A 20,792-nucleotide genomic window follows, 5' to 3' on the forward strand; every position below is an offset into this window, starting at 1 on the left:
CTCGCTGCGCGCCTGCGGCGCTCCGCTCAAACAGCTGCGGTGAGTCAGTTCACGAAGCGCGTGTGTCCTTCGGCACACGCGCCACCCCGCGCCCTGCGCGCCCCAGGCGCATCCAGAAGGGAACCCGAGGGACATCCACACGGGCCATTGCTTCGCTGCGCTGCGCTCGGCTCCGTCTCGCGGGCGCAAGCGCCACGCGCTGCGCAAACTGGGCCGGGCGCAGCGATGGCCCGTGTGGCTGTTCGGCTGTTGGATGTTTGGTTCCCCACCCCTACTGGCTGCGCCTGCGGCGGGGCGGTTGCGGGGTGAGCATGGGCGTCGAAGCGCCCATGCTTCGTGAACTGACTCGCCGTGGCTGTCCGAGCGGCGCGCGCCAGCGCAGAGCGAGTTCCACGGCGCACCCCGCAATCGCCCCGACGCAGGTTTGCCCCGGAGCGAAGCGCAGGGGTCGCAGACTGGGGGTCGCCTTTTCTTTGGTAACTTTCTTTTGGCGAAGCAAAAGAAAGTTACTCGCACGCCGGGCGACTCCCGGCTCCGGCACTCAAAACGGGCATGCGGTAGCCGCCGCACAAAAGCCTCGACAGGCCCAACCCGAACAGATAGGACGAGAACAAACTATAAAAACAATAGCTGCCAGCGCTTTATATACTAGCGCCAGCAGCCGAAAAGCACGTCAGAACTAGCGAATCAAACCGCGCTGAAATCCGGCTTACGCTTCTCCATGAAAGCCGAGAAAGCTTCCCGCGCCGCCGGCTCGCGCAACATGCGCCCAAAGCTCTCGCCCTCTTCCGCCATCACCTCCAGCACCTTCGCCGTCTGCCCACCCTTCATCAGCCGCTTGGTTTCGATGAGCGACGACAACGGCTTGGCCGCCAGCTTTTTGGCCTGCGCCTGGGCATAGGCATTGCACTCCGTCGGCGGCACCACGCGGTTCACCAGGCCGACTTCCAGCGCCGCCTCGGCCATGAAGGGCTCGCCCAACAGCAAAGCCTCCGCAGCACGGTGATACCCCAGCATCTGCGGCACCAGCAGGCTCGATGCCGCCTCGGGGCACAGGCCCAGATTCACAAAAGGCATCGAGAAAGCCGCGTTGTCGCCCGCATAAACCAGGTCGCAATGGAACAGCATCGTCGTGCCAATGCCCACGGCCGGGCCGCAGACCGACGCGATCACGGGCTTGGGGAAGGTGGCGATGCCGCGCAGAAAGCGAAACACCGGCGAGTCCTGCGTGGCAGGCGGCTGCTGCAGAAAGTCGCCAATGTCGTTGCCCGCGCTGAAGATGGCGATGTCGCCCTGGAACACCACCACGCGCACGCTGGCGTCGGCCTTGGCGGCGTCCAGCGCGTCGGCCATGGCGGCATACATGTCGCGCGTGATCGAGTTCTTCTTGTCCACGCGATTGAACGTGATAGTGGTCACGCCCGCTTCAGAATGGACGAGGATGTCTTGGGTGGCTTCGGTCATGGTGGTGAAGGTTCCGGGGTCTGATGGATGTGAACGAGAGGAATGGTGCACGGCGCAGAGCAACAGGCCGACTCCCTACTCCTTGTAGTAAACGATCTGGTGGCTGGTGGCGAGCATGGTGCCCGCTTCATTCCACAGCTGCACGGTCTGGTCAAAAAAGCCGTTGCGGAACTCCTGCCCGCGCGCCTGGCCGAGAAGATAACCCGTGCCCGTGGCCTGCAGTTGTGCGGCGCTGGCATGGAAGTAGACCGTGATCGACACCGTGCCTGCCGGCACATGGCGCGCACGGCGCAGCCAGACGCGGGGAAAGAACACATCGGCCAGGGCCGCGAGCGCCACAAAGTCCAGCGGACGGGGTGGCGCATCGCGCATCCACAACTGGGTCAGGCTGTGGTCGCCACTGCCGTCCCACTCGCGCGGAATGGCGCCGGTGACGGGGCGCATCTCGTAGCGGTTGAGCCACTCCACGCCAAAGCCGGGGGAAATGGCGGGCTGTGCCGACGGCGTAGGCACTTCGGGCATGGGCACATCGCCCACGCTCCAGGTCTCGCGCCGCACGGCCGTGACGGCCGTGGCCGTGGTGGTGACCACCTGGGCGCCATCATCACCCGCCTGCAGGATCGACAGCGTCCAGTGCTGGGTGGAACGATTGGTGCGAACAGGAGTTGCCTGCACCGTGAACGCACCAGCGGTCAAAGCGCCCGCGTAGTTGACCGTCAGCGACAGCGGGTCGCCCAGCCGGTCGGGGTGCTGCAAGATGGCCTGCAGCAGAGTGGCAGCGGTGATGCCACCAAACGGGCCGACCATGTTCCAGTAGCCAGGGTGGGTCTGCCCTTCGTACTGGCCCGGCGCGGAAGAGGACGAGGCCGTCAGCTGTACCGCATCGTCCAGCGGGTGGGCAGCGGACGCAGTGGAAGAATGGGAGGAAGAAGTCATGCTGCGAGTGTGCCGCGAAACAGCCGCTCAGGCCGTCGTGCCGGAGACTTCGGCGTGCAATACACCGCCGCCCAAGGCCGCCAGCGCCGCTGCGGCGCGCGGCCACAGGCTCTGGCGGAACTGGTCACGAAAGAAACCGAAGTGCCCGATGCGCCGCACCTTCACATCGGCGGGCGTGATGCTCTCCACGCGGCGTTCGGTGTTGGCGTACAGGTTGACGAGGTTGTGCGTGCCGCGCAAGGTCATCAGCTCGTCGTCGGTCATCGACAGCGCCAGCACCGGGAACCGCACCGCACCATAGCTCTGCGCCACCGCAGGCCCCTCGGCGCCCACGCTGTACGCAGGGTCCAGACACCAGCGCCGCCACTGCAGGATCACGCCCGCAGGCAGGTCGCCCACCTTCTTGAGCGTGCGCCCCGGAAAGTACCCGCACAGCCGCGTGGCCAGTGGCACCAGCACCCACCAGAAATACGGAACGATGCGCTTGAGCTGCGGCGCGTTGTCGCGCCAGTAGCCACTGCCTGCGGCCACACTCAGCAGACCCGCCACCTGCTCGGGCTTTTTCAGCAGCCCTGGCAACTGCGCGCCCAGGCTGTGGCCCAGCAAATACAGCGGCTGCGACGGCAGCGCTGCCTTGGCGGCTGTGATCACCGCCTCGTAGTCCTGCGCCCAGTCAAACAGATCCGCCTTCACATCGCGCATCGCACCCTGCAGCGAATCGCCATGGCCGCGGTAATCAAAGGTGGTGACCCGAAACCCCTGCTGCGCCATCCACAGCGCAAAGGCCTCGTAGTACGACTGCCGCACCCCCATCGCGCCGCCGATCACGACACTGGCGCGCGGAGCGCGCTCGGGTTCGTAGACACGCAGTGCCAAAGACACCGCCCCATTGACCTGCAAGGTTTGCTTGTTCATGTCTGTCTCCTTAGCTCAATGCCGATCTGCGCCGGCTTGAATGGAAAACAAAAACAGGCAGTGCACTTCCCCCTGCCTTCACACTCCGTCCTCAGGGGCGTAGCGAGCGGGATCAGCTGCTAGGCGGCCGGAGCGCAGGAACCGGAACGTACTTGCGGTACGTGAGGATTCCGAGCACCGCCCAACGACGCAGATGGCCCGCGCAGTAGCCAGCTAACTCAAAGAGCTTCGATGATGCCGGCGGCGCCTTGGCCTGTCCCTACACACATCGTGACCATGCCGTACTTCAGCTTGTGCCGACGCAGCGCGTGCACCACCGTCGCCGCGCGAATCGCACCGGTCGCCCCCAGCGGGTGACCCAGGGCAATAGCACCACCCATTGGATTCACGTTCGCAGGGTTCAGCCCCAGCGTATTGATCACCGCCAGCGACTGCGCCGCAAACGCTTCGTTCAGCTCATACCAGCCGATGTCATCGCTCTTCAAGCCCGCATAACGCAGCGCCGCAGGAATCGCCTCGATGGGACCAATGCCCATGATCTCGGGCGGCACGCCTCGCGCGGCGTAGCTCACAAAACGCGCCAGGGGCGTCAGGCCAAACTGCTTCACCGCCTTTTCGCTGGCCACGATGAGCGCACCCGCGCCATCGCTGGTCTGCGAGCTGTTGCCCGCCGTGACACTGCCACGCGCCGCAAACACGGGCTTGAGCTTGGCCAGACCTTCCAGGGACGTGTCAGGGCGTGGGCCTTCGTCCAGGCTCACGGTGCGGCGCTTTTCCACCACTTCGCCGGTGGCGAGGTTGGGCGAACGCTCCACGATTTCGATGGGCGTGATTTCATCGGTGAACTCACCGGCCTTTTGCGCCTTGATGGCCCGCAGGTGGGATTCAAGGGCGAACGCGTCCTGCGCCTCGCGGCTCACCTTCCACTGCTGGGCGACCTTTTCTGCGGTGAGGCCCATGCCGTAGGCGATGCCCACGTTCTCGTCCTTCGCAAAGATCTCGGCGTTGAACGAGGGCTTGTTGCCGCCCATGGGCACCAGGCTCATGGACTCGGCGCCACCGGCGATCAGCACGTCGGCTTCGCCCACGCGGATGCGGTCAGCGGCCATCTGCAGCGCGGTGATGCCCGATGCACAAAAACGGTTCACCGTCACGCCGCCCGCGGGGTGGTCAAACGCCAGGCCCATGGCAATACGGGCCATGTTCATGCCCTGCTCGCCTTCGGGGAACGAGCAGCCAATGATGGCGTCTTCAATCGCCTTGGGGTCCAGCGTGGGAACCTGCAGCATGGCGCTCTTGACGGCGGCGACCAGCAGATCGTCGGGGCGAGTGTTCTTGAAATAGCCGCGGCCCGAGCGCCCGATGGGCGTGCGCGTGGCGGCGACGATGTAGGCGTCCTGGACTTGTTTTTGAGCCATGGTGAAACTCCTTCAATTCTTGGGGGGGCGGCTGGAAGGAACCCAGGCCCACGTAAATACACATTCGACCGGCTCCACACCGGCTTCGTCGGTGACGGTGACTTTCACCTGCACCTCGCCCTTGTCGCTGGCCAACATGGCGGCGCGCTGCTCGGCGGTGAGCGTGGCCACGGCCTTGAGACCGCCCGTGGCGCGCTTCTTGAACGCCATGGAGAGCTCCTTGGCCAGCGGCAGGCAGTCGTCGCGCACGTTCATGCCCACCACCATGCCGGTGGCTGTTTCGGCCAGCAGGTTCATGGCCGAGGCGTGCACGCCGCCAATGTGGTTCTGCACCCGGCGCTCGTTGGCCAGGTGCACCTCGACACGCTCGGGCGTGAGCGACACGAACTTCACCCCGGCCGTGCCGGTGAAGGGCACGGCACGGCGCAGGATGATGTTCTGCACGAAGCCGCGCATGAAGGCGGGGGCCTCGTCCAGGCGCATCAGCGAGCGCTGGAGTTTGTTGGGGGCTTGGCTCGTCATGGTGATGCCGGTCAGTTGCGGACTGGCTTGCCCGTGGAGAGCATTCCGAGAATGCGCTCATGCGTCTTGGGCTGGGCGATCAGGTGGCAGAACACCTTGCGCTCCAGCGTGAGCAGGTATTCCTCGCTCACCATCGAACCCGCATCCACATCGCCGCCACAGACCACCTCGGCGATCATGGCGCCGATCTTGAAGTCATAGGCGCTGATGAAGCCGCCGTCGCGCATGTTCACCAGTTGCGCCTTGATGGTGGCCAGGCCGCTGCGGCCCGCCACGGGGAACAGGCGCTTGTGGGGTGCACGCCAGCCGCTGGCGGCCATGGACTTGGCTTCGTTGATGGCAACGAACAGCAACTCGTCCTTGTGCGGCACGATGACGTCGCTGTCCAGCAGGTAGCCCAACTTGCGCGATTCGAGCGCGCTGGTACCCACCTTGGCCATGGCCGCAGCGGTGAAGCCTTCGGTCAGGAAGGGCAGGATGTCCTTGCTCGTCGAAGCGGCCATGTTCTCGGCCGCGCGGCGGGCGATGTAGGTTAGGCCGCCCGCGCCGGGGACCAGGCCCACGCCGACTTCCACGAGGCCGATGTAGCTTTCCATGTGCGCCACGCGCTTGGCCGAATACACAGCCAGCTCGCAACCACCGCCCAGCGCCATGCCGTGGATGGCCGCGACAACGGGCACCTGGGCATAGCGGATGCGCATCATCAGGTTTTGCAGCTCCTGCTCGATGCTTTCCACCGCGTCGGGGCCGCCCACGGCAAAGGCGGGCATGGTGGCTTCCAGGTCGGCGCCCACGCTGAAGGGCGCATCGCCCGACCAGATGACCATGCCGTCGTATTCGCGCTCGGCCAGCTCCAGGGCTTCGGCCAAGCCTTCCATCACTTCGGGGCTGATGGCGTGCATCTTGTTCTTGATACTGGCGATGAGGACTTGGCCGTCCAGCGTCCACGTGCGCAGCGCCTTCGACTCAGCAATGGTGGTGCCAGCGGTGCGCCAGTCGGGCAGGCTGGTTTCGCCCAGCAGCGGCTCGGGGAATAGCTGGCGCTCGTACACGGGCAGCTGGCGGCGGGGCACAAACTTGTTCTGCGATGCGCTCCACGAGCCTTGCGCGGTGTGCACGCCACCGGCTTCGGCCACGGGGCCCTTGAAGACCCAATCGGGTAGCGGTGCCTTGCACAGCGCTTTGCCAGCGTCGATGTCTTCCTGGATCATCTTCGCCACTTCAAGCCAGCCTGCTTCTTGCCACAGCTCGAAGGGGCCTTGCTTCATCCCAAAGCCCCAGCGCATGGCCTGGTCCACGTCGCGGGCGTTGTCGGCTATTGTTGAAAGGTGCACAGCCGCGTAGTGGAAGCTGTTGCGCAGGATGGCCCACAGGAACTGGCCGGGCGCGCCTTCGGCGTTGCGCAGCAGGCGCAGGCGTTCGGCGGCGGGTTTCTTGAGCATGCGCGCGTACACCTCATCGGCCTTCTGGCCTGCGGGCACGTACTCTTCGCTTTCGAGCTCGAAACGCATCACATCGCGGCCGACCTTCTTGAAGAAACCGGCCTTGGTCTTCTGGCCCAGATTGCCCAGCTCCAGCAGCTTCTTCAGCACGGCGGGCGTGCCAAAGCTTTCGTAGAAGGGATCGGTCTCCAGGCTCAGGTTGTCCTGCAGCGTCTTGATGACGTGGGCCATGGTGTCCAGGCCCACCACGTCGGCGGTGCGGAAGGTGCCGCTCGATGCACGGCCGAGCTTCTTGCCCGTGAGGTCGTCCACCACGTCGTAGGTCAGGCCAAAGTTCTCGACCTCTTTCATCGTGGACAGCATGCCGGCGATGCCGACACGGTTGGCCACGAAGTTGGGCGTATCGTGTGCGCGCACCACACCCTTGCCCAGGCCGCTGGTCACAAAGGCTTCGAGCTGGTCCAGCACTTCGGGCTGGGTGGTGGGGGTGTTGATCAACTCCACCAGCGTCATGTAGCGCGGCGGGTTGAAGAAGTGGATGCCGCAGAAACGCGGCTTGATGCTCTCGGGCAGCACTTCGGACAGCTTGGTGATCGACAGGCCCGAGGTGTTGGACGCCAGGATGGCGTGCTTGGCCACGTGGGGCGCGATCTTGGTGTAGAGGTCGAGCTTCCAGTCCATGCGCTCGGCAATGGCCTCGATCACGAGGTCGCATTCCTTGAGCAGGTGCATGTGCTCTTCGTAGTTGGCCTGCTGGATCAGCGCCGCATCATCAGCCACGCCCAAGGGCGAGGGCTTGAGCTTCTTCAGGCCTTCGACGGCCTTGGTGACGATGCCGTTCTTGGGGCCTTCCTTCGCAGGCAGGTCGAACAGCACCACGGGCACCTTCACGTTGACGAGGTGGGCGGCAATCTGCGCGCCCATCACGCCTGCGCCGAGCACGGCGACTTTTTTCACTTGGAATCGGGACATGGGTTGGGTTCCTGGTTGGGGCGCTGCACGACACCGCTGGGGTGCGCGCGGCCACGGGAATGGGGTTTACTGGACGCGGATCCAGGTTTGCGTGCGGCCGAATGGGCCGATGGAGCCGCGCACTTCGAGCTTCTTGCCGCCCTCGACGGGGGTCATGCGCAGGGTGTAGTTGCGCCCGTTCTCGGGGTCGAGAATCTTGCCGCCCTCCCACACTTCTTTGCCGTCGGCCTTCTTGGCGCCACGGATGATCTCCAGCCCGAGAATGGGCTTGCCCTTGCGGTCATCCGAGCATTCGTCGCAGACCTCGTCGGGCTTGGCGTCCTTGGACAGGCGCTTTTCGAGCGCTCCGTGCAGCACGCCGCCGCCAATGTCGCGGATGCGGATCTCGGCCTTGGCCTCGCCGGTCTTGTCATCGATGTTGCGCCACAGGCCTTCGGGCGTCATCTGCGCCCAGGCCGGCAGCGCGCCCGCTACCAAAACAATAGCTGCTACCGCTTTGAACATCTGCGCTCCCTGGCAAAAAGGCTTGAAATCCGCATCCGGCGCCGATCAGGCCAGGGCCAGATCGGTGTCCATCAGCACCTTGCTGCCGGCACGGGCGGTGCGCATCAGCGTCGCCGTTTCGGGGAACAGCTTGGCAAAGTAGAAGCGCGCGGTCTGCAGCTTGGCGCCATAAAACGGGTCGGTGTTGCCGGCAGCGATCTCGCGCAGGGCGACCTGGGCCATGCGGGCGAACAGGTAGCCGAACACCAGGTGGCCGGCCACGCGCAGGTAGTCCACGGCGGCAGCGCCCACTTCATCGGGGTTTTGCATGCCCTTGAAACCGATCTCGGTGGTGAACTTGGTCATCTGGTCGCCCAGCATGGCCACGGGGTTGATGAACTCGGCCATGCGCTCGTTCACGCCCTCTTCTTCCACCAGCTGGCCAATCAGCTTGCCCAGCTTTTTCAGCGTGGCGCCGTTGTTGCCCAGCACCTTGCGGCCCAGCAGGTCCAGCGACTGGATGGTGTTGGTGCCTTCGTAGATCATGTTGATGCGGTTGTCCCGCACGTACTGCTCCATGCCCCATTCCTTGATGAAGCCGTGGCCGCCGAAGACCTGCATGCACGCGTTGGTGCTGATGTGGCCGTTGTCCGTGATGAAGGCCTTCACGATGGGAGTCAGCAGGGCCACGAGTTCTTCGGAGTCCTTGCGCACCTTCTCATCGGGGTGGCTGTGCACCTTGTCCAGCAGCAGCGTGCAGAAGATCTGCAGCGCGCGGCCACCTTCGGCATAGGCCTTGGCGGTGAGCAGCATCTTGCGCACATCGGGGTGCACGATGATGGGGTCGGCGTCCTTGTCCTTGGCCTTGGGGCCCGACAGGCTGCGCGACTGGATGCGGTCCTTGGCGTAGGCCAGGGCGTTCTGGTAAGCCACTTCGGTCAGGCCCAGCGACTGGTTGCCCACGCCCAGACGGGCGGCATTCATCATCACAAACATGGCAGCCAGGCCCTTGTTGGGCTGGCCCACCATGGTGCCGATGGCGCCGTCCAGCGCGATCTGCGCGGTGGCGTTGCCGTGGATGCCCATCTTGTGCTCCAGGCCCGTGCAGAAGATCGGGTTGCGCTCGCCCAGCGAGCCGTCGGCATTGACGTTGAACTTGGGCACCACAAACAGGCTGATGCCCTTGCTGCCCTTGGGCGCATCGGGCAGGCGAGCCAGCACCAGGTGGACGATGTTGGCGGCCATGTCATGCTCACCGGCGCTGATGAAGATCTTGTTGCCGGTGATCTTGTAGGTGCCATCGGCCTGGGGTTCGGCCTTGGTGCGCATCAGGCCCAGGTCGGTACCGCAGTGGGGTTCGGTCAGGCACATGGTGCCGGTCCATTCGCCGCTGGTCAGCTTGGGCAGGTACAGGGCCTTCTGGGCGTCGGTGCCGTGGGCGTGCAGGGCTTCGTACGCGCCGTGCGACAGGCCGGGGTACATCGTCCAGGCCTGGTTGGCCGAGTTCAGCATCTCGTACAGGCACTGGTTCAGCACAAAGGGCAGGCCCTGGCCGCCGTAGGCCGGGTCGCAGCTCAGCGCCGCCCAGCCGCCTTCCACGTACTTGGCATACGCGTCCTTGAAGCCGGTGGGGGTCTTCACTTCGTGCGTGGTCTTGTTCAGCACGCAGCCTTCGGTGTCGCCGCTGATGTTGAGCGGGAACGCGACTTCGGCAGCAAACTTGCCGGCCTCTTCGATCACGGCGTTGATGGTGTCCACATCCACTTCGGCGTGGGGGGGCATCGCCTTGAATTCATCACTCACCTTGAGCACTTCGTGCATGACAAATTGCATGTCGCGCAGGGGCGGCGTATAGGTAGGCATGGGTTTACTCCTTGGATGGGGTGGTTTGGTTGGAAACTTTGCGGCGCGCCACCGTGGGTGCCTTGGCGGCGGCCGCGGGCGCGCTGTAACGCGCCAGGATGTTGTGAAAGCCCACGACGGCTCTGTCGATAGAGCCCGGGGTCTGCAGGAACCGCGCTTCGTAGTGCAGCGCGAGGATCAGGCCGTGGATCTCGAAGAGCATCTGCTCTTCCTTGGTGTCGGCCCGCAGCTCGCCCAGCTCCTTGCACTGCTCGATGGCGCGGCGCATGGCGGCATGCCAGGTCAGCACCGAGCTGGCCAGTGCATCGCGCACAGGGCCGGTGCGGTCGTCAAACTCGACCGCGCCGCTGATGTAGATACAGCCCGAGTCGATTTCGATGGAGGTGCGCTTCATCCAGTTGTCGAACAGCGCCGACAAACGCGCCACGCCACGCGGGGCGGACATGGCGGGGTAGAACACTTCCTGCTCGAAGCGGGTGTGGTATTCGCGGATCACGGAGATCTGCAGCTCTTCGCGCGAGCCAAAGTGGGCGAACACGCCCGACTTGCTCATGCCCGTGACGTCGGCCAGCGCCCCGATGGAGAGGCCCTCCAGCCCGATGTGGGTGGCCAGGCCCAGCGCCGCCTCGACGATGGCCGCCTTGGTCTGCTGGCCCTTTTGCAGTGCACGGCCCGTACCGCTGCGAGCGCGCGGAATGCGGGTGACCTGGCGGGATTCGGGGGTGGAGGACATGGGCACGAATAAAAACGAACGTTCGTTCTATTCTGCAGCAAATTCCCCGCACACCCCAAGCCCCCGGAAAAAATAGGGAGACGCATCCAAACCACCCGTTGCAGCCGCGCCACCCTTGCTGGGTAACGCTGCCTGAGCCGTCTGCTGGCTACAGCATCAGCGCCAGACTGGCTTCCAGGTGCTCGGTGGGCAAGCGCCGGAATCCCGAGCGGGCATAGCCCTGCAGCCGCCCGACCACAAAGGCCGTCAGCACGCTGGCCGCCACCTGGGCGTCCACCGTGGGCGTGCTGGATGCAGCCGTAGTAGCCCGCAGGCACTGGCGCAGGGTGGATTCGATGCGGTCAAAAAACTGGTTCATGCGCTGCTGTAGGCGCTCGTGCTCGAACACCAGCGCGTCGCCCACCATCACCCGCACCATGCCCGGGTTGCGTTCGCCAAACTGCAATACCAGAGCCACGATGCGGGCAGCCTGGCGCGCGCCCGCGTCGGCAGGCTGTGCGGGGTCAGGCACGTCGCGCCCGGTGATCTGCTGCACCAGCGTGAACACCGATTGCTCGATGAAATCGATCAAGCCCTCGAACATCTGCGCCTTGCTGGCGAAGTGGCGGTACAGCGCGGCCTCGCTGACCGACAGGCGTGCGGCCAACGCGGCGGTGGTGATGCGTTCGGCCCCCGGCTGCTCCAGCATGGCGGCCAGGGCCTGCAGGATCTGGATGCGCCGCTCCCCGGGCTTGGGCCGCTTGCGGGCAGCCGCAACATCACCCGCTTCGGCGGTACTGGCGGACTCGGGGAGGGGCGAGATTTCAGACATGCAGGACAGGGACTCCGGTGGGCCCCGCGCCCGGAACACATGCCACCGGGCATGGTCGGATCACGGCAGGGCGTGGATCACGATGTCACGTCTTGCCACAGCCAGGAGGGGCCGGAGCGCCACCTGTTTGCACAAGTCAATCGTGTGTGGAAATGATTCTCGCACAGGCCCCTGAGCGATCCCCGCCGGCCCCGCCAGGCCGCAGGACACGCACCACTACAGCGGGAACACCACGGCCACCACGAGCCCCCGCCCCTGGGGGCCAGTGCCCAGCGTCAGTCCGGCGCGGTGCACACGGGCAATCTCGTCCGCAATCGCCAGCCCCAGGCCGGTGCCCTCGCCGCCCGCGCCGGGCACGCGGTAGAAGCGCTGCAGCACGCGGGTGCGCTCACTCTCCGGCACCCCCGGGCCGTCGTCCTCCACCTCCATGTAGGGACGTGGCGGGCCCAGACGCCCCTGGCGCAGTCCGCAGCGGATGGTGACCACGCCCCCCGGCGGGGTGTACTTGATGGCGTTGTCCACCAAGTTGGACAGCAGCTCGCGCAGCAGCCAGCCGTGGCCCGTGACATGCACCAGCTGCACATCGAGCCCCAAATCCAGGCCCTTGCCGGTGGCGGCGTCCAGAAAGTTTTCGAGCAGCGATTCGCACAGGTCCTTGAGATCCACCCGCTGCGGCGGTTGCGCATCCAGGCTGCGGGCATCGGCCCGGGACAGCGCCAGCAACTGGTGCGCCAACTGCGAGGTGCGGCGCGTGGCATTGCGCAGCTTCTCGATCTGATCAACTCCTAAAACGATAGCACCCTGCGCACGATCTTCATGCGCCAGCGGCATTTTTCGGTCGAAATCCGGGAAAGACGTGCGGGGCGGCGCTGCCGCCTTGGCCATCATGGCCCAGGCCTCAACCTGGGCCTGCAGGCCCGCCAGCGGCGTGCGCAGCTGGTGCGCCGCGTCGGCCACAAAGCGCCGCTGCCCCTCCGCCTGCGCGTTGACCAGCGCAAACAGGCGGTTGAGCGAGTGCACCAGGGGGCGCACCTCGTCGGGCGATGCGGCCTCGTCGATGGGGCTCAGGTCCCGCGGCGAGCGGCGCTCCACCGCCTCGGCCAAACCCACCAAGGGCTTGAAGGCTTGCCGCACCGCCCAGTGGATCGCAAAACCCGCCGCTACCAGCAGCACCAGGTTGGGCAACAACACGCGCAGCAGCAGTTGTTGCGCCCATTTCTGGCGCGGGTCCGACCCGTCGGCCAGAGCCACCACCAGCTCTCCCGCCCCGGTGCGCCCGCGCTGTGCCGCCACTCGGTACGTCACCCCGCCGAACTCTACGCTGTGGAACTCCGGGGCCTGGGTGGTGGGCACGCCGCTGTGCACCCAGTCCTCGCCCAGCAGCAGGCGGCCGGAGGTGTCACGCACGCTGTAGGCTGCAAAACCGGCGTTCTGACGCAGGAAGTCTTCAATGGGCGGCGCGAGCAGGAGCAACGGTGGGTCGTTGTCGTGAATGGGTGGCGCCAGCACCGAGTCGGCCAACGCCGGCAGCAGCCGCACCAGCCGCTGGTCGTGCTGGCCAGCCGCCTCGTCGGCCGAGCGGTAGTCCAGCCAGACCCCCACCAGCGCCAGCACACACAGCGGCAACACCAGCATCAGCAACAGCCGGGTGCGCAAATCCGACGTCATTGCGCGCAAACCGGGCCGCCGGGAGGAGTTCTTCTTCCAAAGCATGGCGGGGCGGCCGAGAGTTGCGGGTGGGGAAGTTGCTGCTCAGGGGGCCTGCAGTTCGAGGCGGTACCCAAAGCCCCGGATGGACCGCAGCGCCACGCCATGGGGTTCCAGCTTGCCCCGCAGGCGCGAGACATAGACCTCCACCGCGTTGGGGGTGATCTCCTTGTCCCACCCCGTCAGCGCCTGCAGCAGCTTGTCTTTGCTCGCGGGCTTGGGCGCGTTGATGAGCAGGTATTCAAGCACCGTCCACTCGCGGGGCCCCAGTTCGATGACCTGCTCGCCCGCCGGCGTGCGCATGCTGGCACGGCGCCCGGCCGTGTCCAATTCCAGCGGGCCAAAACTCAGCACGGCCGTGGTCGCCGCCTGGGAGCGGCGCAGCAGCGCCCGCAGGCGTGCCAGCAGCTCAGGCAGCTCAAACGGTTTGACCATGTAGTCGTCCGCCCCCAGGTCCAGCCCCTGCACGCGGTCATGCAGCGCGTCGCGCGCTGTCAGGATCAACACGGGCATCGCAGGGCTCGCCATGTCCGGGCGGCGCAGGCGGCGGGTCAGCTCCAGGCCGTCCATTGCGGGCAACCCGATGTCGATGATGGCGGCGTCAAACGACTCGGCGCGCAGCACCTCTTCGGCCCGTTCGCCGCTGCCTACCCAGTCCACCGCATACCCTGCATCGGTGAGCCCCAGCTTGATGCCGCTGGCCACCATCACATCGTCTTCGACCAACAGCAGGCGCATGGTGCCCTCACGCGGGAAGATCAGTGGGACCGAATCATGGTGCCGTAGGCCTGGTCGGTCAGGATCTCCAGCAGCATGGCATGGGGCACACGTCCGTCAATGATGTGCACGGCATTCACGCCGGCTTTGGCGGCATCGAGCGCGCCGGCGATCTTGGGCAGCATGCCGCCCGAGATCGTACCGTCGGCAAACAGCTCGTCGATGCGACGGGCAGTCAGGTCGGTCAACAGGTTGCCGGACTTGTCGAGCACACCGGGTGTGTTGGTCAGGAGCATCAGCTTTTCGGCCCGCAACACCGTGGCCAGCTTGCTGGCCACCACATCCGCGTTGATGTTGTAGCTCTCGTTGTTCTCGCCAAAGCCAATCGGGCTGATGACGGGAATGAACGCATCGTCCTGCAGCGCCTTCACCACGCTGGGGTCAATGGAGACGATATCGCCCACCTGCCCCACGTCGTGTTCGATGGTGGGGTCCTTGCTGTCCACCATCTTGAGCTTTTGCGCGCGGATCATGCCGCCGTCCCGGCCCGTCAAACCCACGGCCTTGCCACCAGCCTGGTTGATCAGGCCCACGATGTCCTGCTGCACCTCGCCCGCCAGCACCCATTCGACCACTTCCATGGTCTCGGCATCGGTCACGCGCATGCCCTGAATGAACTCGCCCTTCTTGCCCAGGCGGTTGAGCGCCGTCTCAATCTGCGGGCCGCCACCGTGCACCACTACAGGGTTCATGCCCACCAGTTTGAGCAGAACCACGTCCTCGGCAAAGTCCGCCTGCAGGGCGGGGTCGGTCATGGCGTTGCCGCCGTACTTGATGACCATGGTCTTGCCATGGAACTTGCGGATGTAGGGCAGCGCCTGGGCCAGGATTTCAGCCTTGTCGCGCGGGGCAATCGAAAGAAGGTCGGTCATGGGGGCGGGCCATCCGGAGAAAAGTGTGAGGCGCAAATTGTGCCGCATTCGCCGGGCGCGCGAACACAAGACGACGTCAATGCCGCAGCCAGTTCGGCACTTTGAACCGCACGATGGCCAGGTAGGCCATGACGTAGCTCACCACGAAAAGCCCACAAAACGCCATGAGCAAGGGGGTGTTGTTCCAGAACAGCACTGCAGGCACCACCGTCAGAAGCGTAAAACCCCACAGATAGGGTGACGTACGGTTGTTGCGCATCAGCATGCGGCGGGATTCGTCATCGTGGAAAACACCACGCACGATGCGACGATAGATGAGCTGGTGAAAATGCAGCGCGTCAGCCACCCCCGGGGAAACGCCACGCACCACTTTGCGGTAGATGGAAAAAACCGTCTCCCACACCGGGTAGATCAGCAGGAGCATCGGGAACCAAGGGGATACGTCTGGATTGCGTTGTACCAGCGAGATGCTGGCTAACGCAATCACCCCACCCCACACATACGCGCCGCCATCGCCTGCAAACAACATGCCCCGGGGATAGTTCCACACCAGGAATCCTCCTGTCGCAGCTGCCGTGGAGACCAGCAACGCGGCCAATGCACGGTCACCCACCTGCAGCGCTACATGCGCCAAAGCCAGGCACACGATGAGTGCGACCATGCCCGCCAAGCCGTTATAGCCATCAATGATGTTAAAGGCATGTGGCAACCCTGCCACGGCAAGCACCACGATCGCGATACCCAACCAGGGCGCAGCGGACAGCCAAGCATCCAGCCATGGCCATCCTGTGCGGGACAGCGTAAGGTTTAGAAGCGTGACAGCAAGCGCACCAGATGCACCGGTGAGACTCAGCCGGTAGCGAACGGACAAGCGTTGGGTCATATCCTCGGCTATGCCTCCCAAGGCTGCAGGCAGCAGCGCCACAATCCACCCTACCACCCACGCACCCAGGCGTAGCGAGCCTGGGTCTCCCCAGTGGGTAGACTGAAGCACTCCAAGCCCCCAGCTACAACCGACACCAAGCAACAGGGCCGCCCCCCCCAGGCGGGGGATATCGCCCAGATGGAACCGCTGCGGCATGGCACTACCGTATACGGCGGCATGGCTGCGCATCCATCGCACAATGAGCCCCGCCGCCAAAGCTGCCACGATGAATGCCACCACAGATAACCAGATCATGAGTAGCCGATCGTATACGTTGTCGCCTTCCAGGCCTGCAATAAAGCGCTGAGCATCCCACCGAAAGCAGCTCCCGCTCCCTCCCCTGCACAGTAACCCATCAACGAACTCGTGCCACGTATTCTGGCCAAACAAGGCAAGCCAGCGGCTGAACCCGGATTGGGGCGCGTCAGCAGATGAAGTGGTGCAGAGTGCACTAAGGGACTCCGAAGTTGGTCAGCGAATCATGCCGCGGTAAAGGCGCATCACCTTTTCCACGTATTGCTGCGTTTCAGGATAGGGCGGAATACGGCGCCCATACTTGAGTACGGCTCCCTCACCGGCGTTATAGGCAGCCAGCGCCAACTCTTTATCGCCGTCGAACAGGCGTAACAGGTCGGCCAGATAGCGGGTACCAATTTGCGCATTGACCTTGGGCTCCATGGCAGCATGCTCACCGTCTTTGGATGCCTGGGCGGCCACGCCGTAGCGCTCCGCTGTAGCAGGCATGACCTGCATCAGCCCGAGCGCTCCCTTGCGCGATACCGCCTTGACATTGAACGCAGACTCTGCCGCAGCCACCGCAATCACCAGCGCAGGATCAAGCGATTGAGCGGCGGCGGCCTCCTCAAGGTGGGGCTTGGCGTCCTCGTAACCGGGCAACTGCAGTGCGGAAGCACCGCGCTCCTTGCCTTTGGCACCCAAGACCGGCGGCACCCGGTTCAGCCAGATCACGCCGCGGGCGGACGATGAGGGAGGGACGTTTCCGATGTGGGTTACCCCATCCTTGTCCACAAACTCCCAGATCTGATTGGCCCGTGCCACCGACTGCCAGCCCAGGGAAAAAACCACTACCAGTAGATAAAACGAATAACGCCGAAACAAGGCATCCCACTTAAAACGAACGGGCCTGAACACAACTGCAGCGGCCATCATCACGATGTCCCCTTGCCTGCCGAAGACAACAAGGTTTTCACTACCGAGACCAGCTTTGCAGACCAGCTTGTAGGCTGTTGCTCCAATGGAGTTTCCAGAGCATGGCCTCGCCGAGCCCGGATCAGGTGTGCTGGCATACCCGCCGCCACCATGCCCGCCGGCACATCCTGGCGCACCAAGGCTCCGGCAGCGACCACGGCGCCACGACCGATCGTGACGCCCTCCAGCACGATCGCTCCAGCGCCGATCCAAGCACCGTCCTCCACCACGATACGCCCGCGGGTAATCCGGTTGCGTGCGATGACGATGTCACCTTCGTCAATAGCATGTCCAGCGGAAAGCAGCTTGACATGTGGTCCGATGAGGACATCCTCACCAATCTCCAGACCACCTTCCCCTGACAGATAGCCGCCCACGTTCACAATCGTGCGCGCACCGATGCGGATACCAACGCTGGGATCTGCCACCACATCGCCAAGCACCAAGCGCGTGTTCGCGTACAGACTTACCCCGTCCGCCAGCCACAGCACATCAGCTCGGTCACCAAAACGCATGACGGATACAGAGGGATCAATACGGCACCCCACACCCAGCTGGTCCACACCGGCATGGGACGTCGTGAAATCAGGAATACCCAGCATCATCTTGGTCGCACTCAGTGGCCCCCATGCGATCCCATCAACCGGCGCCAGCGGCTTATCAACGATCGCCCATTGAGTTCCTCCGTCCGCGCCTGCAGCGTGATGCGTGTGGCAGCCAGCTCGGCTTCCACCGCCGCCTTATCGGACTGCAGTGCATCGACATCCGCGCGCAGCGCCTTGACCTCCTGTTGGAGCTTGCCGATCACATCCTTCGCCTCGGCGAACGCCTTTTGGTGCTCCAGGAGCGAAGCACGTTCCCGCTGGTGCACCACCGTGAGCGCATGCAGCTCATCGCGCAACGCTGTGGCCGTACCACGGGCCTCAGCCAGTTCCCAGGTAGGCGCATCCACTGTGGGCGTCACCACGACCATCCATTGGTAGACATCAAAGTCCTGCCAGCCAGCCAACAACGCCTGCCGCTGGTCTCCGGACAGCGCCTGCCAGTAGCCAGCGAATTCGCTGTGCTCGATGGGGACTCGATTGGCCTCCCAGGAACGAGGAGCCCACCCGCAATCCAGCAGCATCTTCTCCATGCTGCGTTTGGTGAAGAAACGCACATGCGTGCGATCCAGCTGCCCCTTGTCGGCGTAATCGAAAATGCCGCCACGCATGGACGCCAACACGCCAGCATAAGCAATGTTCGGAACCGAAATCACCAGTTGCCCCATGGGAGCCATGAATTCGCCCAAGTGCTGCAGCACGTCTTCGGGCCGCCGCAGGTGCTCCAGTACATCGCAGGCCAGAACTACGTCAAAGCGCCTTCCAGCCAGTGCGTCCCGCCAGTCAGAGCCCTCCAGGTTGCCTGACACAATTTCCACGTCGAGTGTTGTGAGCACCTCGAGGGCCTGGGGATCATTCTCGACCACCGTGATGCGGTGACCACGCTCCCGGAGCACGCGGGTCATCGCGCCAGGGCCAGGCCCCAGCTCCAGTACGGTGGCTGCACTGGCTGGTACACGCCGCAGCAGCCGAGCCGCCCATTCCTCACCATCGGGGTCGAATGCGTAGTCGTAACGCTCAATCTTGCTCATATCACCTCTGTCGGGGAAGGTGTCCACATTTGCTCCCATTGCCCCCAGTGCCACCAGGCCCATGGACGGCTCCGGACATCCCGCTCCAAACGTTGGATCACCGAATCAATCGCCAGCTGCGGATTATCAGGCAGCGTCTCTACTTCGACCCGCATGCGCGCTGCCCCCTCCGAGTACGTCACAGCGTGCAAGAGAGGAACTCCCGCGGACCCTGCCATGCGTTCTATGCCGGTCGGCAGGTGCAATCGCCCCCCGAGAAAGGGGTGGCTGCGCAGCCGGGTGAACGCTGGATCCCATACGTCGGCCAAGATCCCCCACGCTTGGCCAGCCTTCAAACTCGTATAGACGCGCCGCATCCCTTCGTCCGTCGTACGCCATTCACCCCGCGCAATTGCAGAGAAGGTTTTTACCTTGCCCACCAGGAAATCTCGCTGCACAGCGCTGAGACCGGGGTTGGTGAGCACCGGCATGGTCAGCGTGTTCAGCGACAAGCCGCGCAGAGCCAGTGCCAGTGCGGACGTGAGCAGACGGTCATAGTGATTGAGCACCAAAATAAACCCCTGCTTGCGCCGAATGAGTGCATCGACATGCTCCCACCCGATTACTTCAATCGCGGGCCCCCCCCTGCATCCCAATCGACGCAAGGCCGCAGAGTCCATTATTTCGTGCGCAAGCATTGACATATGCGCACGGGCCCAGGTCTGATGCTCGGATACCGAGGCAGCAGGAAAGACCTGGGCGAAGCGCTGAGCGAGGAATTGCTCTGTGCGCTGACGCGCGGCAGCAGGCTCACGCCCCACCCACGCCGCCACGTGCCACGGCAGGGTGGTCGGTACGCGGCTCAACAGCGGAAACCCGTAGCGCAAACGCCATTCGTTCGTCATGCCGTGAGAAGTATTTCGTGATCAAGCCACACCAACCCGACCTCGCGATTCTTTTGATTCAGCACCGTGAATGGCTGAATCAACTCCGCCATATCCAAGACCTGCAAACCTGAATCATCTAGTACGTAGACATTCCAAAGGTATTCACCGGACAGCAACGGCAGCGATGGAAAACGCACACGCAATCGATGTACACCTTGGCCGCAGATGGGGCTGGGCGGATTTTGGAACTGGGTGCTGGTTCCAAAAACGTTGTCTTTGTCAGGCCTCACGAGCGCAAAGCCGATGTGGAATTTGTCGGGGCAGTAGGACTCGACCTCAATCTCGACAGTCAGATCCTGGAAAGAGTCGACCTGTGCCGGGTTGATCCCGTCACTGGTTTCGGTGATCAACTGCACGATTTTCACAAGCGGCGCCGTAGTGGGAGCCACTGCTTTCGGTACATCGGTAATGGTCACATCGACTGGCTCTTGCTCTGCGTCGGAGCGCAAGTGCGCATAGCGGCGGCGCTCATGCGCCTCATATGCAGTCACCACCCATTCGGTGGCCCCTATTGCCTGGATTTTTCCGCCGTGGATCCATGCTGCACGCTGGCATAGGCTGCGCACCTGATACAGGTTGTGCGAGCAGAACAACACGGTGGCACCGCGCTCGCGCAACTCCAAAATGCGGTTCAAGCTTTTTTTCTGAAAGTGCAAGTCACCCACCGATAGCGCTTCGTCCACGATAAGAACGTCTGGATCGATGGCTGTTGCGGCTGCAAATGCCAGCCGCATGAACATGCCGGAAGAGTAGGTCTTTACCGGGCGTTCCAGGGTATCCCGACTCAATTCGGAGAATGCGGTGGCACGTGCGACAAAGTCCTCCATGGCACCATCCTCCAGGCCATGCAGCGCAGCCATAAAGCGGATGTTGTCACAGCCGGATTCTTCGGGGTGAAAGCCGGCTCCCAACTCCAGCAGCGCTGCCACGCGCCCCTGCAGCGACACAGCTCCTTGTGTAGGCCGGATCGTACCTGCGGCGATTTTCAGTAGCGTACTCTTACCCGCGCCATTCTCGCCGATGAGTCCAAAGGTCTCCCCCGCCTGCACTTCAAAATCCACGCCTGTCAGGGCAACGTGAACACGGTGACGGGGCGTGCGGGTGATCCACTCCCACAAGCGATCCTGTGGACGGCTGTACACCAAATAGGTTTTCTCGATGCCTTCGAAACGGATGGTCATGGA

General features: G+C 64.0%; 19 protein-coding genes. All 19 read right to left on the reverse strand.

Translation table 11 applies throughout. The features are described 5' to 3' along the window. Positions 1-687: 687 nt before the first annotated feature. Positions 688-1,464: an enoyl-CoA hydratase gene (locus tag ACODSU_RS12330; RefSeq protein ID WP_209816241.1), complete on the reverse strand. Its 777-nt coding sequence runs from the start codon at positions 1,462-1,464 to the stop codon at positions 688-690. A 75-nt stretch (positions 1,465-1,539) separates the two neighbouring features. After that, positions 1,540-2,400 (reverse strand): acyl-CoA thioesterase, encoded by an 861-nt coding sequence (locus ACODSU_RS12335; protein WP_488842513.1) that lies wholly within the window; start codon positions 2,398-2,400, stop codon positions 1,540-1,542. A gap of 27 nt (positions 2,401-2,427) precedes the next feature. After that, a complete protein-coding gene (locus ACODSU_RS12340) occupies positions 2,428-3,315 on the reverse strand; it encodes an alpha/beta hydrolase family protein (RefSeq protein WP_488842514.1) in 888 nt (295 codons plus the stop codon). Between the two features lie 218 nt (positions 3,316-3,533). Then, positions 3,534-4,733: an acetyl-CoA C-acyltransferase gene (locus ACODSU_RS12345; protein WP_488842515.1), complete on the reverse strand. Its 1,200-nt coding sequence runs from the start codon at positions 4,731-4,733 to the stop codon at positions 3,534-3,536. 12 nt (positions 4,734-4,745) lie between these two features. Then, the gene (locus tag ACODSU_RS12350; protein WP_108618955.1) at positions 4,746-5,255 is read right to left on the reverse strand and encodes a DUF4442 domain-containing protein; all 510 of its coding nucleotides are present in this window, start codon (positions 5,253-5,255) and stop codon (positions 4,746-4,748) included. An 11-nt stretch (positions 5,256-5,266) separates the two neighbouring features. Then, positions 5,267-7,669 (reverse strand): 3-hydroxyacyl-CoA dehydrogenase/enoyl-CoA hydratase family protein, encoded by a 2,403-nt coding sequence (locus tag ACODSU_RS12355; protein ID WP_488842516.1) that lies wholly within the window; start codon positions 7,667-7,669, stop codon positions 5,267-5,269. 66 nt (positions 7,670-7,735) lie between these two features. Further along, on the reverse strand, positions 7,736-8,173 hold the full coding sequence (locus ACODSU_RS12360; RefSeq protein WP_056745869.1) for a DUF2147 domain-containing protein: 438 nt from the start codon (positions 8,171-8,173) through the stop codon (positions 7,736-7,738). A 45-nt stretch (positions 8,174-8,218) separates the two neighbouring features. Further along, the gene (locus ACODSU_RS12365) at positions 8,219-10,015 is read right to left on the reverse strand and encodes an acyl-CoA dehydrogenase C-terminal domain-containing protein (protein ID WP_015012460.1); all 1,797 of its coding nucleotides are present in this window, start codon (positions 10,013-10,015) and stop codon (positions 8,219-8,221) included. Positions 10,016-10,019: 4 nt separating this feature from the next. Further along, positions 10,020-10,748 (reverse strand): TetR/AcrR family transcriptional regulator, encoded by a 729-nt coding sequence (locus ACODSU_RS12370; RefSeq protein ID WP_015012459.1) that lies wholly within the window; start codon positions 10,746-10,748, stop codon positions 10,020-10,022. A gap of 148 nt (positions 10,749-10,896) precedes the next feature. Further along, positions 10,897-11,559, reverse strand: coding sequence for a nucleoid occlusion factor SlmA (gene slmA / locus ACODSU_RS12375; RefSeq protein WP_060984114.1), 663 nt, complete (start codon positions 11,557-11,559; stop codon positions 10,897-10,899). Positions 11,560-11,775: 216 nt separating this feature from the next. Next, positions 11,776-13,227, reverse strand: a complete 1,452-nt coding sequence (locus ACODSU_RS12380; RefSeq protein ID WP_488842517.1) for a sensor histidine kinase — start codon at positions 13,225-13,227, stop codon at positions 11,776-11,778. 84 nt (positions 13,228-13,311) lie between these two features. Beyond that, on the reverse strand, positions 13,312-14,004 hold the full coding sequence (locus ACODSU_RS12385; RefSeq protein ID WP_015012456.1) for a response regulator transcription factor: 693 nt from the start codon (positions 14,002-14,004) through the stop codon (positions 13,312-13,314). Between the two features lie 20 nt (positions 14,005-14,024). Further along, complete coding sequence (gene argB, locus ACODSU_RS12390) at positions 14,025-14,915, reverse strand: acetylglutamate kinase (RefSeq protein ID WP_295941550.1); 891 nt, start codon at positions 14,913-14,915, stop codon at positions 14,025-14,027. Positions 14,916-14,991: 76 nt separating this feature from the next. Then, positions 14,992-16,095, reverse strand: a complete 1,104-nt coding sequence (locus ACODSU_RS12395; RefSeq protein WP_488842518.1) for a glycosyltransferase family 4 protein — start codon at positions 16,093-16,095, stop codon at positions 14,992-14,994. Between the two features lie 216 nt (positions 16,096-16,311). After that, positions 16,312-17,010, reverse strand: coding sequence for a lytic transglycosylase domain-containing protein (locus tag ACODSU_RS12400; protein ID WP_488842519.1), 699 nt, complete (start codon positions 17,008-17,010; stop codon positions 16,312-16,314). Further along, the gene (locus tag ACODSU_RS12405) at positions 17,010-17,654 is read right to left on the reverse strand and encodes an acyltransferase (protein ID WP_488842520.1); all 645 of its coding nucleotides are present in this window, start codon (positions 17,652-17,654) and stop codon (positions 17,010-17,012) included. Before ACODSU_RS12405 ends, ACODSU_RS12400 begins: the two co-directional genes overlap by 1 nt. 11 nt (positions 17,655-17,665) lie before the next feature. Next, positions 17,666-18,682: a methyltransferase domain-containing protein gene (locus ACODSU_RS12410; RefSeq protein WP_488842521.1), complete on the reverse strand. Its 1,017-nt coding sequence runs from the start codon at positions 18,680-18,682 to the stop codon at positions 17,666-17,668. Next, positions 18,679-19,566: a hypothetical protein gene (locus ACODSU_RS12415; RefSeq protein WP_488842522.1), complete on the reverse strand. Its 888-nt coding sequence runs from the start codon at positions 19,564-19,566 to the stop codon at positions 18,679-18,681. Before ACODSU_RS12415 ends, ACODSU_RS12410 begins: the two co-directional genes overlap by 4 nt. Next, entirely contained in the window at positions 19,563-20,789 is a 1,227-nt protein-coding gene (locus tag ACODSU_RS12420; RefSeq protein ID WP_488842523.1) for an ABC transporter ATP-binding protein, read from the reverse strand. The genes ACODSU_RS12415 and ACODSU_RS12420 overlap by 4 nt, the downstream gene beginning before the upstream one ends. Between the last annotated feature and the right edge of the window lie 3 nt (positions 20,790-20,792).

The organism is Acidovorax sp. FG48 (genome assembly GCF_057809085.1).

Coding starts and splice junctions, on each gene's coding strand:
- ACODSU_RS12370 (WP_015012459.1), bottom strand. CDS start 10,748: ATGTCCTCCACCCCCGAATCCCGCCAGGTCACCCGCATTCCGCGCGCT.
- ACODSU_RS12365 (WP_015012460.1), bottom strand. CDS start 10,015: ATGCCTACCTATACGCCGCCCCTGCGCGACATGCAATTTGTCATGCAC.
- ACODSU_RS12400 (WP_488842519.1), bottom strand. CDS start 17,010: ATGATGGCCGCTGCAGTTGTGTTCAGGCCCGTTCGTTTTAAGTGGGAT.
- ACODSU_RS12340 (WP_488842514.1), bottom strand. CDS start 3,315: ATGAACAAGCAAACCTTGCAGGTCAATGGGGCGGTGTCTTTGGCACTG.
- argB (WP_295941550.1), bottom strand. CDS start 14,915: ATGACCGACCTTCTTTCGATTGCCCCGCGCGACAAGGCTGAAATCCTG.
- ACODSU_RS12345 (WP_488842515.1), bottom strand. CDS start 4,733: ATGGCTCAAAAACAAGTCCAGGACGCCTACATCGTCGCCGCCACGCGC.
- ACODSU_RS12330 (WP_209816241.1), bottom strand. CDS start 1,464: ATGACCGAAGCCACCCAAGACATCCTCGTCCATTCTGAAGCGGGCGTG.
- ACODSU_RS12385 (WP_015012456.1), bottom strand. CDS start 14,004: ATGCGCCTGCTGTTGGTCGAAGACGATGTGATGGTGGCCAGCGGCATC.
- ACODSU_RS12420 (WP_488842523.1), bottom strand. CDS start 20,789: ATGACCATCCGTTTCGAAGGCATCGAGAAAACCTATTTGGTGTACAGC.
- ACODSU_RS12415 (WP_488842522.1), bottom strand. CDS start 19,566: ATGACGAACGAATGGCGTTTGCGCTACGGGTTTCCGCTGTTGAGCCGC.
- ACODSU_RS12335 (WP_488842513.1), bottom strand. CDS start 2,400: ATGACTTCTTCCTCCCATTCTTCCACTGCGTCCGCTGCCCACCCGCTG.
- ACODSU_RS12355 (WP_488842516.1), bottom strand. CDS start 7,669: ATGTCCCGATTCCAAGTGAAAAAAGTCGCCGTGCTCGGCGCAGGCGTG.
- slmA (WP_060984114.1), bottom strand. CDS start 11,559: ATGTCTGAAATCTCGCCCCTCCCCGAGTCCGCCAGTACCGCCGAAGCG.
- ACODSU_RS12405 (WP_488842520.1), bottom strand. CDS start 17,654: ATGATGCTGGGTATTCCTGATTTCACGACGTCCCATGCCGGTGTGGAC.
- ACODSU_RS12350 (WP_108618955.1), bottom strand. CDS start 5,255: ATGACGAGCCAAGCCCCCAACAAACTCCAGCGCTCGCTGATGCGCCTG.
- ACODSU_RS12395 (WP_488842518.1), bottom strand. CDS start 16,095: ATGATCTGGTTATCTGTGGTGGCATTCATCGTGGCAGCTTTGGCGGCG.
- ACODSU_RS12380 (WP_488842517.1), bottom strand. CDS start 13,227: ATGACGTCGGATTTGCGCACCCGGCTGTTGCTGATGCTGGTGTTGCCG.
- ACODSU_RS12360 (WP_056745869.1), bottom strand. CDS start 8,173: ATGTTCAAAGCGGTAGCAGCTATTGTTTTGGTAGCGGGCGCGCTGCCG.
- ACODSU_RS12410 (WP_488842521.1), bottom strand. CDS start 18,682: ATGAGCAAGATTGAGCGTTACGACTACGCATTCGACCCCGATGGTGAG.